General features: G+C 42.9%; 14 protein-coding genes. 3 read left to right on the forward strand and 11 right to left on the reverse strand.

From position 1 onward, the window contains the following. Positions 1-48: 48 nt before the first annotated feature. Complete coding sequence (locus tag SNR28_RS06000) at positions 49-1,113, reverse strand: TRAP transporter substrate-binding protein (protein ID WP_375749907.1); 1,065 nt, start codon at positions 1,111-1,113, stop codon at positions 49-51. Positions 1,114-1,424: 311 nt separating this feature from the next. On the opposite strand from SNR28_RS06000, the gene SNR28_RS06005 reads away from it, so the two are divergent. Next, a complete protein-coding gene (locus tag SNR28_RS06005; protein ID WP_375748304.1) occupies positions 1,425-3,065 on the forward strand; it encodes a VRR-NUC domain-containing protein in 1,641 nt (546 codons plus the stop codon). Positions 3,066-3,069: 4 nt separating this feature from the next. On the opposite strand, the gene ppiC is transcribed toward SNR28_RS06005, so the two are convergent. Continuing rightward, positions 3,070-3,348 (reverse strand): peptidylprolyl isomerase PpiC, encoded by a 279-nt coding sequence (gene ppiC, locus SNR28_RS06010; protein WP_375748305.1) that lies wholly within the window; start codon positions 3,346-3,348, stop codon positions 3,070-3,072. Between the two features lie 170 nt (positions 3,349-3,518). Between ppiC and SNR28_RS06015 the strand changes: the two genes are divergently transcribed. Next, positions 3,519-4,418, forward strand: a complete 900-nt coding sequence (locus SNR28_RS06015) for a chemotaxis protein (protein WP_375748306.1) — start codon at positions 3,519-3,521, stop codon at positions 4,416-4,418. Between the two features lie 278 nt (positions 4,419-4,696). Then, complete coding sequence (gene nlpI, locus SNR28_RS06020) at positions 4,697-5,638, forward strand: lipoprotein NlpI (RefSeq protein WP_375748307.1); 942 nt, start codon at positions 4,697-4,699, stop codon at positions 5,636-5,638. Positions 5,639-5,694: 56 nt separating this feature from the next. Here the strand turns inward: nlpI and SNR28_RS06025 are convergent, their stop codons facing one another. The 9 genes from SNR28_RS06025 to SNR28_RS06065 all read right to left on the reverse strand — a co-directional run bounded on the left by SNR28_RS06025 (position 5,695) and on the right by SNR28_RS06065 (position 16,767). Beyond that, on the reverse strand, positions 5,695-6,042 hold the full coding sequence (locus SNR28_RS06025; RefSeq protein WP_375748308.1) for a DUF3316 domain-containing protein: 348 nt from the start codon (positions 6,040-6,042) through the stop codon (positions 5,695-5,697). A 476-nt stretch (positions 6,043-6,518) separates the two neighbouring features. Next, complete coding sequence (locus SNR28_RS06030; RefSeq protein ID WP_375748309.1) at positions 6,519-9,671, reverse strand: efflux RND transporter permease subunit; 3,153 nt, start codon at positions 9,669-9,671, stop codon at positions 6,519-6,521. A 3-nt stretch (positions 9,672-9,674) separates the two neighbouring features. Further along, positions 9,675-10,823 (reverse strand): efflux RND transporter periplasmic adaptor subunit, encoded by a 1,149-nt coding sequence (locus SNR28_RS06035; protein WP_375748310.1) that lies wholly within the window; start codon positions 10,821-10,823, stop codon positions 9,675-9,677. A gap of 136 nt (positions 10,824-10,959) precedes the next feature. Continuing rightward, a complete protein-coding gene (locus SNR28_RS06040; protein WP_375748311.1) occupies positions 10,960-11,748 on the reverse strand; it encodes a LytR/AlgR family response regulator transcription factor in 789 nt (262 codons plus the stop codon). Further along, positions 11,745-12,815 carry a sensor histidine kinase gene (locus SNR28_RS06045; protein ID WP_375748312.1) on the reverse strand — a complete coding sequence of 357 codons (1,071 nt, stop codon included), beginning with the start codon at positions 12,813-12,815 and terminating at the stop codon, positions 11,745-11,747. The genes SNR28_RS06040 and SNR28_RS06045 overlap by 4 nt, the downstream gene beginning before the upstream one ends. Then, positions 12,815-14,074 (reverse strand): hypothetical protein, encoded by a 1,260-nt coding sequence (locus SNR28_RS06050; protein ID WP_375748313.1) that lies wholly within the window; start codon positions 14,072-14,074, stop codon positions 12,815-12,817. Before SNR28_RS06050 ends, SNR28_RS06045 begins: the two co-directional genes overlap by 1 nt. Positions 14,075-14,076: 2 nt before the next feature. Further along, a complete protein-coding gene (locus tag SNR28_RS06055; protein ID WP_375748314.1) occupies positions 14,077-14,841 on the reverse strand; it encodes an outer membrane lipoprotein-sorting protein in 765 nt (254 codons plus the stop codon). Next, a complete protein-coding gene (locus SNR28_RS06060) occupies positions 14,834-16,093 on the reverse strand; it encodes an ABC transporter permease (protein ID WP_375748315.1) in 1,260 nt (419 codons plus the stop codon). Before SNR28_RS06060 ends, SNR28_RS06055 begins: the two co-directional genes overlap by 8 nt. After that, the gene (locus tag SNR28_RS06065) at positions 16,090-16,767 is read right to left on the reverse strand and encodes an ABC transporter ATP-binding protein (RefSeq protein ID WP_375748316.1); all 678 of its coding nucleotides are present in this window, start codon (positions 16,765-16,767) and stop codon (positions 16,090-16,092) included. Before SNR28_RS06065 ends, SNR28_RS06060 begins: the two co-directional genes overlap by 4 nt.

Raw genomic sequence — 16,767 nt, forward strand, 5'->3', positions numbered from 1 at the left:
CCCCGCTTGCGGAGAGTCCAAGCGGGGCATTTTACAATCCGATAGTGATTAATTTAACTTGCTGCTATCTAAGTAAGCTTTCGTCGAAATATCCGTCCATGCACGAACTTTCTTCGTATATTCTGCCTGAGAATCAACGATGCGTTTTGCCAGTTCGTCTCTTGCAGCTTGCTCTGCCAGTAGTTCTGTGGTTGCTGTGCGCATTGCATCCATGACTTCTTCCGGGAAGTCACGAACTTTTATGTCTGGGTTATCTTCAAGCATCTTATCCCACGCAACTGCGTTGGCATCAATCGCCTGAACATACATGTCAAACGCAGCAACACGGAATGCGGTTTCTAAGATAACCTGAAGGTCTTTCGGTAGCGATTCCCACTTACGCTTGTTAACAAGGAACTGAGTTTCAGATCCTGGCTCATGCCATGCTGTGTAGTAGTAAGGTGCGATATTCTGGAAGCCCATGCGTAAATCGAAAGCAGGCCCAACCCATTCCAATGCATCAATGGTTCCGCGCTCCAGTGACGTATACAATTCACCTGGTGCAATGTTCGTTGGTTTTGCACCTACGCGAGCAAAAACCTCACCGGCAAACCCTGGAATACGCATTTTAATGCCTTGCAGATCATCAACTGATTTGATTTCTTTCTTAAACCATCCACCCATCTGAATATCAGAGTTACCGCCAGGGAAAGAAAGAAGATTGTGCGGACCATAAACCTCTTGCATCAGCTCCATACCGCCACCGCGATAGAACCACGCGTACTGCTCAGTCGTCATCATCCCAAAAGGCATAGAAGAGAAGAATAAAGTGTTTGGAACCTTGCCTTTCCAGTAGTAAGAACTTGAATGGCCCAGATCGTACTGACCAGACTTCACCATATCGAATACACCAAATGGCGCTTTATGCTTATTAGCGGAGTCAATTCGAATTTGTAGTCGACCATTTGACATCTCGTTAGCCAGCTTAGCCATATTCTTAGATGCATCACCCAGGATAGGGGTGTTTGGTCCCCAGGTTTCAGCGAGCTTTAGCCGATAAACTTTTTCAGCGGAGTGAGCGGAAAGGGAAAATGCTGCGATTGCTGCCAAGCTTACTGTTTTTATCAGTAGCATGGCTTTATTTTTAGTACTCATTTATACCTCATTGTATGTTAGGCGCAAAAACTTCCATATCGTTTCGTAAACATAAATTTACGAGATATTACGTTAACGTCAAGCACTATCTACAAAGCCAGCTAAGCTTAAAAAATAGGAACGACTGGTTAGAGTTATTATTCAATAACAAAGATGCAACTAAGTACGCCTTATCAGAACCAACTACCATAAGTGCAACATAATATAGCGGAAAATTTTTATTCTATATTTAGCGCTAAATCCAAGGCAGAATAACCAACAACCTAAGAGATGATGAGATATGTCGCTGAATGGCTAACGAAACGAGTACTAATACACAATTAGCTGAGCCCCAGCTTTCACCGCATTATTACCTTGATAATTTTCGCAAGCTGACTTCTCATGCATTGTGCTGGTATCAAGATCTTCTTTATCAGAGCGAACGAGAATGGATTGAGCGTTTTGAGCAACTGCCCTTAGAGGCACAGTGTTTACTGGTTAGGTTACTCTCACGCAAAGGAGAATGCTTTCGCAGCGATAAGCTTAACTACAGTGAAATTAAAAGCATACAAGCCGCCGCAAAAGCACTTGCATCCAAAGAGTTCATCGAGATAAATCCCCGACTACTACTCTCGACAATTGCGACTAATTTGCTCACTAAACCTGAGATCATTAAACAGTTTCCTAACGAAAATAAATCCTTAAAAAAGCAGGCACTGATCGAGAGCGTCTGTGAAAAATATTCTGATGAGCAGATTAAGCTCACGTTCGATATTTATCAGCTAATTAACGCTCAAATCATTGATGTTTTGTTACTTCTCTTCTTTGCAAACTCTCGTCAGGATTTAACTCAGTTTGTTGTTAGTGACCTTGGCATTCAAAAGTTCGAGTCTTATACCCTAAGCACTCAATTACGTTTTTTTGATCATCGCATTCAAATAGAGGCTCTTCTTCAACTGAGTAAGCTTTCTGAGGAACTTTACTTATCTTCAGAGGTTGATGAACCATTTCTTGATCATCTAACAGAGGAACTGCCACAAAAGCTAACCCACCACTATGTAAAACGAAAAACAGAAAAACTGATTAATCTTATTGCCAGAGAATATGAACGACTAGAATGTACAGATAAAGCCTTGTACTGGTTTAAGCAAACCACTCTTCCTCCGTCCAGAGAAAGGCAAGTCAGGATCTTAGAGAAATTAAACCTTGATAATGAAGCAGCATTGATCGTTGAAGACATGCTAGCCACTCCCATAGACCAGCCAGAACATGAAGTCGCACAACGACTAGACACTCGTTTAAGAAGGAAGGCAGGAGAAAAAATAACTCGTCCTGTAAATAACCCCATTCGAGAAGATAAAGTGACACTTGACCTTTCTTCAAAACGCGTTGAGTTGGCAGTAAAGGAGCATTATGAAGCTAATGGCTGGCAGGCTTTCTATACTGAAAACAGCTTGTTAAATGCACTCTTTGGATTAGCATTTTGGGACATTATTTTCTCACCTGTAGAAGGCGCATTTATAAATCCTTATCAACAGCAACCACTTGACCTATTCCATCCTGACTTTATTCAAAGAAGAAAATCACAGATTACTGAACGTTTGTCGGTACTAAAAAACGATCACAAGAAGATAGTCCGAAACCACTTCAATGAAAAAAAAGGCACAGCAAACACGCTCGTCAATTGGTCGATTATCACACCAGAATTGTTGGAACTTGCTTTAAGTACATTCTCCTCGGAGCAAATTGTTTCATTATTCGAGGTTCAACTGAGCGATCTAAGACATTTCCGTAGCGGTATGCCAGATCTTATCGCTTTCAAAAATGGAGAGTTTCTTTGGATTGAAGTAAAAGGACCAGGGGATAAGTTGCAGGATAGCCAGAAGCGCTGGATTAAGCACTTCGAGCTATTGAAAACTCCATACTTGGTTTGCTATGTAAACAGCAAGTAGTCACTCAACATTTATACAATGTTTTCACGACATGCCAGCCAAATTTTGTCTTCACAATGAATGGCGTTAACACCTCGTTTTTAAATACGGCTTTATCGAACTGCGGAACCATCTGGCCCTGACGAAATTCACCTAAATCACCGCCTTTCTTCCCTGATGGACAGTTAGAATATTTTTTAGCGAGTGTCTGAAACTTTGCACCTTTTTTAAGCTGCTGCAGAATATCTTTTGCCTGAGATTCGTGCTTAACCAATATATGGAGTGCTGCTGCGGATCTTGCCATAGGAGAAATCTTATCTTGTTTTGAAACTGGTCGCGGATTGTATCCTATCGTTATGAATTATTCGAGATGTAAGCAATAATAGAAAATATTTGATCTTGATAAACACCTAGCCGTAATATTCAAGCTATAAATAAAAACAATCCTATTTAAATGACGTATCAGGACGGCCAATGAAAAGCAAAGCCAATCAATCTCAGGGAATGCTGCTCTTTAAGCTATCACTTAACCAACAGAGCTTTGCAATCGGCACACTTAAAGTTCGAGAAATTGTACCTTATATGCCGACAACTCAAATCCCCTACTCTCATCACCATGTGATAGGTACGGTGACTATTCGAGATCTTACGGTTCCGGTTATTGACATGGCTGCTGCGATAGGATTTCGACCTATTGCACAAGAAGAGTACGAAAAATCTTATCTCATCGTTACTGACTGTCTTCGTACCGTTGTTGCCTTTATGGTGCGTTCGATCGATAAAATCATCGACTGTGACTGGCATTCAATTGAACCTTCTCCGGAAACAGCGGGTTCAAATGTCTTTGTAACCGGTATTACAAGGCATGAGGATAAGATTGTTCAAATGCTGGATGTGGAGCTTCTTCTTTCGAAGATCTACCCGCAAGACGCATCTGCAAAAATTCCGATTCTTACCGATGTTGAACGTGAGAAGCTGAAACCGCTTAACATTCTTTTAGTTGACGACTCAAGCATCGCACGTAAACAGCTTTCTGACGCCTTAGACAGTATTAATATCCCATACTCTGTTTGCAAAAACGGTATGGATGCTCTGGAACTAATGCGACAAAGAGCATCAGATGGTACGCCAATTGACTTGCTGGTAAGTGACATTGAAATGCCAGGTCTAGATGGATATGAACTGGCTTTTGAAGTTCAAAATGACCCGAGTCTAAGCGCAGCATACCGTATTCTTCATACCTCTCTATCCAGCGAGATGAGTGCAGACAGAGCCCACCAGGTTGGTGCACATGAAGCTTTAACCAAGTTTGATGCTACCGAGCTAGTGCAAGCCATGCTTCGCGGTGCTGAAATGGTAGAAGCTGCACACTAAACCTTGTTCTGAAGTCCTACATTATGAGCTTGTAAATAAATTATAAGCTCATAATGCCCACGTCACATATCCGGTTGAACTTAACAACTGCTCAATCGACATCAAATATAGTGCTTCATGTGATTCAATGAGTTAGCCGAGACTCCGTGATCTAACCATTAGTTTTACATATTTTGCTATTGATAATTTAATTAATTAGTGGTCATTTTATAACCAATCGTGTTATAAAAGGTGCACGATATCTCAAACCCATATGTACCAAGACTCATAGGTGATATATGTTTTTCAACATGTTCAAACCCAAACAACTAACCATCTTACTGGCATTGTCAGGAACTTTGGTTAGTCATGTTGTATTTGCAGATGAACATAAGGAACATGATCAGCAAGCAAGTTATCCAGTGATGGCGGTACCTCTTCAATCTACCCTTGATCAGGAGATTGAGATCGCCAAACTAAATAAGCTGCTTTTAAGAAGTGATATCAACGATGAGTTAAAGGCAAAAGCTTATTATCAGCGAGCACGTTATTATGAAAGTGTGGGACTAAAGGATTTAGCGCGAATCGATTTTGGAGAGTCTCTCAGCATAAATCCGAGACAGCCACTAATCTATAACCACCTTGGAGTCTATTTCACCCAATCTGGTGAGTTTGATGCGGCCTATGAGGCTTTTGACTCAACAATAGATTTAGACCCTTCAAATCAAGATGCGTTATACAACCGCGCTATCGCACTCTATTACGGTGGTCGATATCAACTGGCGTTAGAAGACATCGAGCTCTACAGCAATAACAACCCAAAAGACCCTTACAGTGCAATTTGGTACTATCTTATTGAAAGTAAGACAAACAAAGAAACTGCCAAGCAAAGACTCGCACATTGTTATGAAGCAAATAGTGGTAACTGGGGCTGGGTGATTGCAGGAATATTATTAGGTGAGGTATCTGAAGAGCAGGCTTTAGCTTACGCGATGCAAGGTAATGGAAATAACGTGGCAATGGCCCAACGTCTTACCGAAGTTTATTTTTACCTTGGTAAACACAAAATAGCTCAACAGGAATATTCAGAGGCACTATCGCTATATAAACTGGCGATTTCACTCAATGTATTTGATTATGTAGAACATGGTTTCTCTTTCTTAGAATTACAAAATATTTATCAAGAATTTCAAAAAGCCAGAAAATCAGGAAATACCGATAAATTTGTAAAAATACAATAAATTAAAAGTCAAAGGCCTCTGATATAGAGGCCTTTGATGGCGTGCGACTGAACAAATTAGTCGGTACTAGATTCTCTTGCTGTGTAAGAGTAGTCAATATCTACAACTGCACGGTACATAGTTGTGTCGCGTGAAGTCGCGATTTCTTCAATTTTGACCTGAGCACTGTCTACTGAAATGCCACCTCTCACGTTATCACCAAATGTAGGTAGTTTGTGTCTGAGCTGCTGATTGCTCGCCGTGTTCAACGAGTCATAAATACTATAACCAGCATCTAATGCCTGTTGCTTAGTACTGAAGTTATCCGTGACAAACATCTTCTCTTGATGAAATGTACTTGTAGGTTTAGCCGTTACTGCAAAACTTACCAACATACCCGCTGTGATCGCAATTAGAGTTTTCATAATGTTTCCCTTCTCGACTGTTTATTATTAAACAGGCCATATCCCTGTTTAATCGATTACTAAATAGAAAATGACTTCCGCCTCTGTATATATCACTCGTTCCTCCCTCGACAACCTAATCAAGTAGAACGGTATTTATTTATACAAATTTCAAAAATAATCGATCACTTTATTGTGCAAAATAATGGACTAGAATATATTCTAACCCTTGAAGAAGTTATAATTTATTGATTATTATTATTTTTATTAATAAACAACATTACACGGATAAATTTTAAACAAAGGTTTTATAATCCTATTAAAAAACGAAAATCAAACAATTAATTAAATTCAATAAGTTACGAAGGAGAAATGTTAAATCCCAAACCCGCTATATAATCATTTGAAATAGCTTAGACATTTATCTTTTAAAAAAAAGGGCACTTTCGTGCCCTATTTTTTAGCAATACAAACAAACCATATGCTTCTAGCGCTGGTTAATCATCATCCAACTCTATTAGCTTTGTATTACCACCATGTGCTTTCTCTCTCCCCCTCTGGATAAACGCATAGAAGCCCGGTATCAGGAACGTACCAGCGAGTAACACACAAAGCAGGCCACCGGTTAGTGATATACCCAATGAGTTCTGGCTAATATGCCCAGCACCTCTTGCAAATATCAATGGTGTTATACCCAAAATGAACGACCAGGAAGTCATGTTCACCGCACGGAAACGAAGTGTTCCACCTTTAACGGCTGCTTTATCAATCGGCAAGTTAGCCTGTTCGCGCTCATTTTTTGCAAACTCAACGATAAGAATCGCGTTTTTAGCTGCCAAGGCAATCAGCAGGACCAAACCTATTTGGGCGTACAAGTTCAATGGTATACCGGCGAGGTTGATAGCGATAAACGACCCCAGTGTCGCAATTGGAACAACAAGGATAATTGCCAGAGGTATCGCCCAACTCTCATATTGAGCAACCATAAACAGATAAATAAATATCAAGGCAAGTGCAAACGCATATATTGCCTGATTACCCGCTTTCACTTCCTGATAAGCCATACCAGTCCACTCGAACTGATATCCCATAGGTAGCACTTCTTCCGCGACTCTTTCCATCGCTGCTATCGCATCGCCACTAGAGTAACCGTCTGCAGGCTGCCCCTGAATCACTGCGGAGCGATACATGTTGTAACGCCATGCCACATCAGGCTCGAATACTTGTTCATAACTAACCAAAGTACTAAGCGGGACCATATCTCCATTAGCAGATCGAACGTGGAACAGCTTTAGATCATCCATATTACTGCGATGCTCACTATCAGCCTGCAATGTCACCCGGAAGTTCTTGCCGAAGTAGGTAAAGTCGTTCACATAAAGCGAACCAAGGTTACCTTGTAGCGTCAGAAATATATCTCCCAGAGAAATCCCAAGCTGCTTAGCTTTCTCACGGTCAATATCGACATAATAATGAGGGACGTTGGCCCTAAACGTACTGAAGGTACGTTGTATTTCAGGCTGTTCATTGGCTTTCTGAATGACTTCTCCCATTACCTGAGCCAGATCCGTTCTACTTCTGCCCAATGTGTCTTCTAGTACAAATTCAAATCCAGATGCCGTACCCATTCCAGGAACTGCTGGCGGACCTAACGCAAATATCATCGCTTCAGGTAGCTGCATTGCTGATCGGATGTTAATACGTTGCGCAATGGCAAATGAAGAATGGTCACCTTCCATGGCCAGGCGCTCATCCCAGTCTTTTAACTTAATAAAAAGCGTTGCACCATTAGACGCAGCAGCACCTGTCATCATTGCGTAGCCGTTAGCAACCGTAATACCGTCAATGCCCGGCTCTTGATTTACTATTTCAGATAGCTTTTCGGTCGTCTCTTCTGTACGGGAAAGAGAGGCGGCATCAGGAAGCTGTACATTGACCAGCAAAATACCCTTATCTTCCTGCGGAACAAAACCTGTAGAGGTTGTTTTAGCAAACATACCTACAGCAGCCACAGCAACGATAAAGAAGACAACCAAAACCAACGACTTCTTAACCAGATAGCCTGCCGCCTTACCATACTTGTCCGTTACTTTCTCCAAACCACGATTAAACGATTTGAACCACTTTGCGGTATTATCACCCCCTTGTTTCAGGACTAAAGAACAAAGTGCAGGTGACAGAGTCAGCGCGTTAATCGACGAAATTACAACGGATATACATATAGTCAAAGCAAACTGTTGGTACATGATCCCTGTAATGCCCGGAAGCATCGAAACGGGGATAAATACCGCCAACAGTACTAAGGTCGAAGTAATGATAGGGCCAGTTACCTGCTTCATAGCAAGTAGTGTCGCTTTTGGAGCAGTAAGAGACGGATCTTTACGCATCGTGGTATCGACATTCTCGATAACCAGTATTGCGTCATCCACCACAATACCAATAGCGAGTATCAGACCAAACAGTGTAACGGTGTTAATGGTAAAGCCTGCCATTAACATGATGGCAAAAGTACCAATTAAAGACACTGGTATGGCGACAACCGGAATAAGTGTGGAGCGCCCGCTCCCCAGGAACAGGTAGGTAACGGCAATAACCAATAGAATCGCTTCTATCAGCGTTTTCACTACCCCTTTGATAGACTCAGCCACAAACACCGTTGTATCGTAACTGGTTTCGTAAGCCATGCCCTCCGGGAACGTAGAACTCATTCCGTCAAGCAAGTCCATGACGGCTTTACCACTTTCCAGAGCATTTGCATCTGATTGTAACGACAAAGTCACAATGGAAGCGTTCTGCCCGCGGAACTTACCCGTACCATCGTAGAATTTCTTGCCTAATTCAACTCTTGCAACATCTTTTAGGTAAATCGAAGAACCGTCGTTATTTGCACGTAACAACACATTTTCAAATTCAGCGGCTGATTCAAGGCGTCCTTTAGTGACCAGATTAAACTGAACTTCCTGAGGGTCATTATAAGGAGGAGCACCAACCTTACCCGCAGCAACTTGCACGTTTTGTTCGGCAAGCGCAGCATGAACATCACTAGTTGTCAGGTTGAGGTTGGCCATTTTCTCTGGGTCCAACCATACGCGCATCGCGTACTCACCACCACCAATAACGTTGACATCACTGATTCCCTGTATGCGAGCAAGCTGATCTTTCACATTCAGGTTAATATAGTTGATCAGGAACTTGTCATCGTATCGTCCATCAGGCGAGTAGAAGTTAAGCACCATCAACAGGTCAGGAGAACGTTTCTTCACAGTCACACCAACAGAGCGAACTTCCTGAGGAAGTTTGGACTCTATCTGGGTAACACGGTTTTGTACGTTCACCTGAGCCATGTCAGGATCAACGCCCACATCGAAGGTAACATTCAACGAATAAGAACCATCGTTAGCACTCTTTGAAGACATGTAAATCATATCTTCAACACCGTTTACCGATGACTCTATAGGGTCGGCGATGGCTTGTTCTACCGTTTCTGCACTCGCGCCTGTATAGAACGCTGTCACACTCACCGACGGTGGGCTGATTTTCGGATATTCAGCAATCGGCAGCTGTGTAAGGGAGATCGCACCAGCCAATGTGAGGATAATAGAGATTACCAGCGCAAACTTTGGGCGCTGAATAAAAAAGCGACTCAGCATACCTTAACCCTCGCTTGCAGGATTTACATTTGACTGGGCTGCTTCGTCTATTCTGACCGGAACACCATTTCTTACGCGCTGAAGCCCTTTAGTGATAACAACATCACCCTTAGATAGCCCTTCTTTGATGACTATTCCGGTTTCAACTTGTTTACCAAGAACCACGTTACGACGCTCTGCAATATTACCTTCTGTCAGTAACATGACAAAATCACCTTCCAGGTCTGTCTGAACTGCCCGGCGAGGAATAGTTACAGCTTTTGAAGACGCTTTTTCACGCAAGGAGACTTTAATGTGCTGGCCAGGAAGCAAGACTTGCTCAGGGTTAGCGACAACAGCACGCATACCAATGGTACCCGTATTCAGATCAATTCGGTTGCCAATATAATCAATTTGCCCTACTTCTGGATAAGCCTCTCCGTTCTCAAGGATTACCTGAACTTCCGCGAGTTGAGATGCCCCGGAACCATCGCCACTCGCTTCATCCATCCCCATCTCAAGCCTTTCTCTTTCGCTGACATTGAAGCTTGCATGGATAGGATCGAGGCTCACCAGCGTAGTCAAGACACCAGAAGATGGTGACAATAGATCACCGATACTAACTTCACTCTCACTGATTCTTCCGTCGAATGGAGCAACAATTCTTGTATGAGAAAGACTGACTTCTGCGGATGTAAGTTGTGCCTTTGCAGCTTCAACCTGAGCTTGTGCACCTAGCTTATTTGCCGTCAGAGTATCGAACTCCGATTTAGAAATATTGCCTTTCGGCAATAAGTCTTCACCACGGTCAAAATCGAGTTCCGCTTTTTTAAGAGCAGCATTCGCTTGTGCCAGTGATGCTTTCGCGCTTGCCACCTGAGCTTCAAATGTTGCTGGTTCAATCTGATAGAGCAACTGGCCTTTTGTGACCATCTGCCCCTCTTTAAAATGACGAGACTTAAGGTACCCCGTTACCTGTGCACTAATCGAAACATCTTCTGGTGCACTAATACGCCCTACATACTCTATGCTTCGTTGACGTGTTACTTCTATCGCTTCCTGGGTAATGACAAGCGGTGCAGGCATCGCTTGATTTTTGCTTTGGTTCTCGCCACAACCTACTAGCACAGCCGTACTTAATGCTGTAGCAAGGAGAATTTTGTTCTTATTCATATAAATACCATCAATAGCAACAAACTAATCGTGAAATTTATAGAATTTCAATAGGACTCATGTCCGAGCTATATCAATTCTGACGTTTATGTGTATCAATTTGTAACAACATCAAGTATAGATAAGAATTTTTACTCTACAGGCTTTTAAATAACCCTTGTGCGCTGCGACTCACAGGTAATGAGTTACCCGCAATGACAACGTTCATATGACCGCTGATTCCCTTCGAAACTTTCTCAACCTTCGCAACGTTTATCACCGTAGAACGATGTATCTGCCAAAACAGGTCAGGGTCCAAGTTCTTTAGTAACTCTTTAAGAGGTGTTCTGATAACAAACTCTTCCTTGCCCAAAGCAGATGAGGTATAGACCGAAACATATTTGTCTTCCGCTTTGAAATAGAGAACCTCTTCAACCGAAATAAGGTGAATGTCCTCTCCACGGCTAGCTTTAATCCAATTAAGAAACTGAGGAGCGGGAGCCGGATTGTTTTGAGAGAGTTGCTTTAGCAGCGATGACAGGTCTGTCGTAGACGTAGTTTCTTCGTCTCGTAACCGCTGTTTTAGCCGATTACAACAAGCAAACAAGCGCTCTTCATCCAGCGGTTTCAATAAATAATCAACCGCATTGTGTTCAAACGCTTTTACTGCGTACTCATCATAAGCGGTGATAAAGACAATTTTGGGTGGGTGACTCAACCGCTCAAGTTTCTTCGCTAGAGCCATGCCATCTAACCCGGGCATCCGAATATCCAGAAAAGCGATACGAGGGTGCTTTTGCTCAATATCTTCAAGCGCTGATAACCCATCGGAAACCATCGAGATAATCTCAAGTTGTGGCCATACGTTTGCCAACATCTTGTTTAAATGGTGCCTCAGTAATGGTTCATCATCTGCAATGATGGCTGTAGGAAATTCTGTACTCACGAGTCAATCCTTTGAGTGTGTGGATTTAGTGCTTCAAGATCCTGCACTGGCAATGAAATACGGGCTTCTACTCCACCCGAAGCTTTCTCTTTGATAATCAATTTCGCTTTGGTTTCGAACAACATCTCCAATCGGTTGCGAATGTTCTCAAGCCCGATGCCATGACCTTTCTGACCGTGCTCAGAGAACCCGCGGCCACTATCACTCACGTTTACGTTCAAGTAGTCGGCTTCCAGATGAAATTCCACTTCAACATTTCCACCTTCAGGCTTTGGCTCTATACCATGATTAATCGAGTTTTCGACCAATGGCTGTATGAGCAGTGGGGGAACGGACATTGATTTTATAGACTCATCACATACGATTCGAAACTCGAGCCGCTCACCCAATCTTACCTGTTGGATGCCGAGGTAGGCATTAAGCATCTCTATTTCAGCTTCTACTGTCGTCAATGCTTCCCGGGTACTCTTGAGGTTAGCCCTAAGTAAGTCAGTAAGCTTATTGATCATCAACTGAGCCTTTTTTGTATCACTTTCTATTAACGCAGAAATATTCGCTAATGTGTTGAACAAAAAATGTGGCTCTATCTGACTCTGCAGTTGGCTAAGCTGGCTCAACACCAAGGCTTTTTCTTTCTCTGTCTCTTTTCGTTTAACTTTTTCAAGCTCGGCTTCTGCAACCAACTTTCTCTCCAGATGGTAGAAGTAGTTAAAGCATAAAGCGGTAAAGACAACCCCCAGAATCAAGACTGACAACAACCCATCTTTTGCTTCATACCCTTCATAGGTGGATAACCAGAAATGGGCATGAGCCGTTCCTATACCAACCGCACAGCAAATGGACAAAAGGCTGTTCGTAAGAGAGGTTAAATTAGGCAAGAATTGCCTGAATAGGTATGAGCTCAACATTGAGCTATAACCAAAACCCAAACTAATCAGTAAATGTTGATAATATGGGCCCGACCAGATACTGCGCGTAAATGCTGCGATAACAGCACAAACAACTGTCGTCACTACCAAGCTCTTCATCCAACGGCCTGACTTTGACGAGTTATTTACATCTACCATTAAAAACGTCCTTTAAGATTCAATAAGACCTTATGCTTATCGGGCAAGTTTGCATACACAGAGTTACTATCTCCGGTATAAAACCGTGCGGCAAGTTCGATTTCAAACCTTGAAGCACCTGTATCTTGCACTAAAAAGCTCAGCCATTGAGTAGCAATAAAACCGCTATCTGAAGGGGAATAGATAATATCAAAGGTAGGTGTAATGTTTTCCATCCAATGATACTCGTTGCGAGTTGCTGACAAAGCGCTTCCATCCAGGCTCCAATGCAACATGATATTGTGCTGAACAAGATTCACATGATTAAAACCATTGGCATAAGAGTATCCGAGATCTTTGTAGGTATCTGGTAAAGCATCTACTACAGAGAAAGCACTGTCCCACTCACCTTTGCTCCATCCCCGATTATCGTACCAATACTCCAATATAACCTGATTACCGCTTTCATTAGCCCAGTTCAATCCAAGCAGTCCCTGAACACCGTTTGTTTGCCCGCCTTCGGTCACAGGTTCCTGACTGCTTGCGGGCAAAATATAAGAGTGAAACTTCCTTTGATACAGCCCAGACATATGTACTTCCCAAGCGCTATCTATAACTGTGACCCAGCTAGTGCCAACTAATCCATGTCGTACATCGTCGTAGTATGCAATCACCTGATATTCAGAGTCTCCGGAAAACCAATACCTTCGAGCCCCAACACCTTGCTGCTCACTCAATTCTTGTAGCTCTGTGCCATTCTGATTGTTCCAGCTTGAATCTGTATATATCAGCGACCATTCACCATCCATATCGAAATATGACAACATCGCAGTGCCAGCACCTTCCTCAATCTGAATGCCTACGGGATTTCTTCGATAGGGTTTAAAAATATCCAGAGGCCGATATCCATAGCCTACTCCCCAGTCAATTCGAGCTTTGCCAAGCAAATAATCAAATGATGTGTCTCCAGCAGAAATACTGCCCTGCGTGAACAGCTCCTGTACGACAAAGTCACTATCCGTTTTACTTGTTACATTGCTGTATAGGTTATCTACACTGAGGGCGAACAACCCGACCCATCCTTTATATCTGGCTTCAACATCCAAAAGAGCGTTTACCGTGTTCTCTTTACTTTCATTTGCTGGCAGAAAAAACACGCTCTCTCTATGCTCAATCTGATCCATGCTGACAGTCCAGTCCCAATTAAGACTCAGTTCATCACTGTATGCTTGCGGAACCATTAGCGCGCACAGAAATATCGAAAAGGAAGCTTTCCACATGTTTAAAGCTCCGCCAGGTCATTACGGGAAAGGTACGCAGGATTGTAGTACTTGTTCTCCAGACGAACAGGCTCTACCGATATATACTCCACTTCGGTCGATTTGCTGGGTTGAATTCTATCTGCCAACACCATAGAAATAACCGTTGTCAGGCCGTTTCTTTCTCCTTTGATGAACGTAGCAACTTTCGCAATCTTCCCGGATCTTAAGTACAGATTTGCCATGACCGGAAAATCCGTCCCTTTCTCCAACCAAAGCTCTATTCGATGATAAGTGGCGCCCTTCGTCACGGCACTTAGATCGAGCATATTGGTCTCGATATTTTGGTCTTGGTGGTTCGTGATAGTCTCTTCTCTAATCCATGCACCTTTATAATCATCACTCCAGGTAAGCGTGGATATATCTCCGACAGACGCTTCTCCCAACAGCTTTTGCATAGGTGTAATGCGTATAGGTCTTCTGCTTTTTGGCATTAGCAACCAGTAATTGTCACCCAACATAAGCATTTTTTGACCACTCTCAATCTGAGATTTAAATACCACGAGTGACTCTCGATTTTCCTTTAGGTAAACATGGTACATACGGGATTTATCATGCTCACCATCTTTATAGAGGTGAATATTAGAAACGACCTTAGAAGCATCATTTTGTAATCGATATCTGTCCGCATTTTCAAGCATTTGAACAACATCAACTTCTTGGGAAAACGCTCCAAATGACAAATTAAGCAGCATAAATAGGGTCGTGATACTTTTAATACTAAACATAAGTCAGAGCCTCCGTAATCGGTTTATTTACGCCTCGTTTTGCCGATAAATAGGCACTTAACAGGCAAATAAACAACACGCCTAACGTACTAAACAAAACTAACTCAAACGAAAAATAGATGTATAGCGGGTACCCTTCACTACTCCCCGGTGGTGGTGGCATTTGAATTTCATAGAATGTGAGGAACACGGAAACAATGCCACTTGATACTGCTCCAATGGCAGCACCTATCAGAGCGATCATTCCAGACTCGCGTAAGAAGTCCTCGATAATGTCTTTTGGATAAGCTCCCAGAGCAGAAAGTGTACCGATTTCACGAGTGCGTTCTGTCACTGACATCGTCATGGTATTAAACAGTGCCACAAAAACCACCAGCGCCATTACTGCCCCCATGATTCCGAAAATACGGTCATAAAGGTCTTTAACTTTTTTATAGAAGAACGCCCTTTCCTGCCACGGAGTGATTTCAATTTGCTGAGCGAATCCAAGAGCGCTGAGCTCTTCACCCACCAAAGCATGTATCTGGGATGTGTCTTGTTTATCAAATAGGAAAACGGACAAAGTGCTCACCTTCTCTGTGACCAATAACTCTTGTGCCATAGACAAGTGAATGTAGAGCTGCCGCTTATCAAGTTCAGGAATGCCCGTTGAGTAAATCCCCCTTACTTTGAAGTCATAAGCATTCAATGCCCCTTCGCTGGTTGTCGCCAATAACGTCGCCCAGTCACCAACTTTCAGACCGAGGTTCTTCGCCAGCTCTTTTGCCAGCATCACCTCTGGCTCTCCGACATCGTAACGACTGCTTGTTACTGATGATAGAGTCTGACCCGATTGCACAGACAAAAACGGCCCTTTCATGTCGAACTCTTTTTCATTCACGCCAGTGCCAACAAATATGGTGGATTTATTGCCGTTGGATACCAGTCCTGTGAAGTAAATACGTGGCTGAATTCCTCGGACTTCATCATGTGTCAGCAATCGACGGGTCAGGTTATCTAGGTTTGCCAACCCATTGCTGAGGGGCATGTCTTCATCTTTTTCGAAGTAACCCGGAGTACTTAATGTCAGGTGGCCGCTATCTCGCGATGCCATCTCTTTCAGTGAGTCATAGGTATACAACCCAAAACCACCAGCACTGACTAAAGCAAATACCGCAATAGCAACAATCAAAATCGACAGAGAACTACGTCGGCTATTTCTCAACAAGTTAAGCCAGGTGATTCTGATTGAATAAGGAATTAATACGTTCATGCAACCTCCCTTAAACGGCTCTCTTTACCATCCAGCAATTCAATGGTTCGGTCACAACGCATTGCCATTCTTGCGTCATGAGTAGCAACGATAAAAGTGGTGTTAAACTCATGACCGAGTGATCGCATAATGTCGATAATCATATTCGCGGTATCACTGTCCAGGCTGGCGGTAGGTTCGTCAGCGATGACTAGCTGAGGCTTATGTACGAGCGCTCTTGCGATGGCGACACGCTGCTGCTGGCCACCAGACAGGTTATCTGGCCGGTGATGAAGAAACTCTGAAAGACCCACCTTATCTAACATAGCTTTGGCCAACTCTTGTTGTTCCTCTCGACTATGTCCATTAAGAAACAGTGGGTAGGCGACGTTTTCCAACGCTGTCATTACTGGAATCAGGTTAAATTTCTGAAATACAAAGCCAAAGTGACTACGACGTAACTTGGCAGACTCGGATATCGAGGTGGGATACGGTTCACCGTTAAGCAAAATTTCCCCTCGAAACTCACTATCAAGGAGCCCAAGAATATTCAGGAGCGTGCTTTTTCCAGAGCCAGACGGACCACACAGTGCAACCATCTCTCCTTGCTCTATTTGTCCAGATACTCCATTCAGCGCCCGAACCTTCTGTTTGCCTAAGTCGTATTGCTTCGAGATGTTTTTATACTGAATCAT

The organism is Vibrio iocasae (genome assembly GCF_042245395.1).
Taxonomy (GTDB): domain Bacteria; phylum Pseudomonadota; class Gammaproteobacteria; order Enterobacterales; family Vibrionaceae; genus Vibrio; species Vibrio iocasae.

Excerpts from the sequence above, each read along its gene's own strand:
- SNR28_RS06000 (WP_375749907.1), bottom strand. The coding sequence starts at position 1,113 with ATGCTACTGATAAAAACAGTAAGCTTGGCAGCAATCGCAGCATTTTCC.
- SNR28_RS06005 (WP_375748304.1), top strand. The coding sequence starts at position 1,425 with ATGGCTAACGAAACGAGTACTAATACACAATTAGCTGAGCCCCAGCTT.
- ppiC (WP_375748305.1), bottom strand. The coding sequence starts at position 3,348 with ATGGCAAGATCCGCAGCAGCACTCCATATATTGGTTAAGCACGAATCT.
- SNR28_RS06015 (WP_375748306.1), top strand. The coding sequence starts at position 3,519 with ATGAAAAGCAAAGCCAATCAATCTCAGGGAATGCTGCTCTTTAAGCTA.
- nlpI (WP_375748307.1), top strand. The coding sequence starts at position 4,697 with ATGTTTTTCAACATGTTCAAACCCAAACAACTAACCATCTTACTGGCA.
- SNR28_RS06025 (WP_375748308.1), bottom strand. The coding sequence starts at position 6,042 with ATGAAAACTCTAATTGCGATCACAGCGGGTATGTTGGTAAGTTTTGCA.
- SNR28_RS06030 (WP_375748309.1), bottom strand. The coding sequence starts at position 9,671 with ATGCTGAGTCGCTTTTTTATTCAGCGCCCAAAGTTTGCGCTGGTAATC.
- SNR28_RS06035 (WP_375748310.1), bottom strand. The coding sequence starts at position 10,823 with ATGAATAAGAACAAAATTCTCCTTGCTACAGCATTAAGTACGGCTGTG.
- SNR28_RS06045 (WP_375748312.1), bottom strand. The coding sequence starts at position 12,815 with ATGGTAGATGTAAATAACTCGTCAAAGTCAGGCCGTTGGATGAAGAGC.
- SNR28_RS06050 (WP_375748313.1), bottom strand. The coding sequence starts at position 14,074 with ATGTGGAAAGCTTCCTTTTCGATATTTCTGTGCGCGCTAATGGTTCCG.
- SNR28_RS06055 (WP_375748314.1), bottom strand. The coding sequence starts at position 14,841 with ATGTTTAGTATTAAAAGTATCACGACCCTATTTATGCTGCTTAATTTG.
- SNR28_RS06060 (WP_375748315.1), bottom strand. The coding sequence starts at position 16,093 with ATGAACGTATTAATTCCTTATTCAATCAGAATCACCTGGCTTAACTTG.
- SNR28_RS06065 (WP_375748316.1), bottom strand. The coding sequence starts at position 16,767 with ATGATTCAGTATAAAAACATCTCGAAGCAATACGACTTAGGCAAACAG.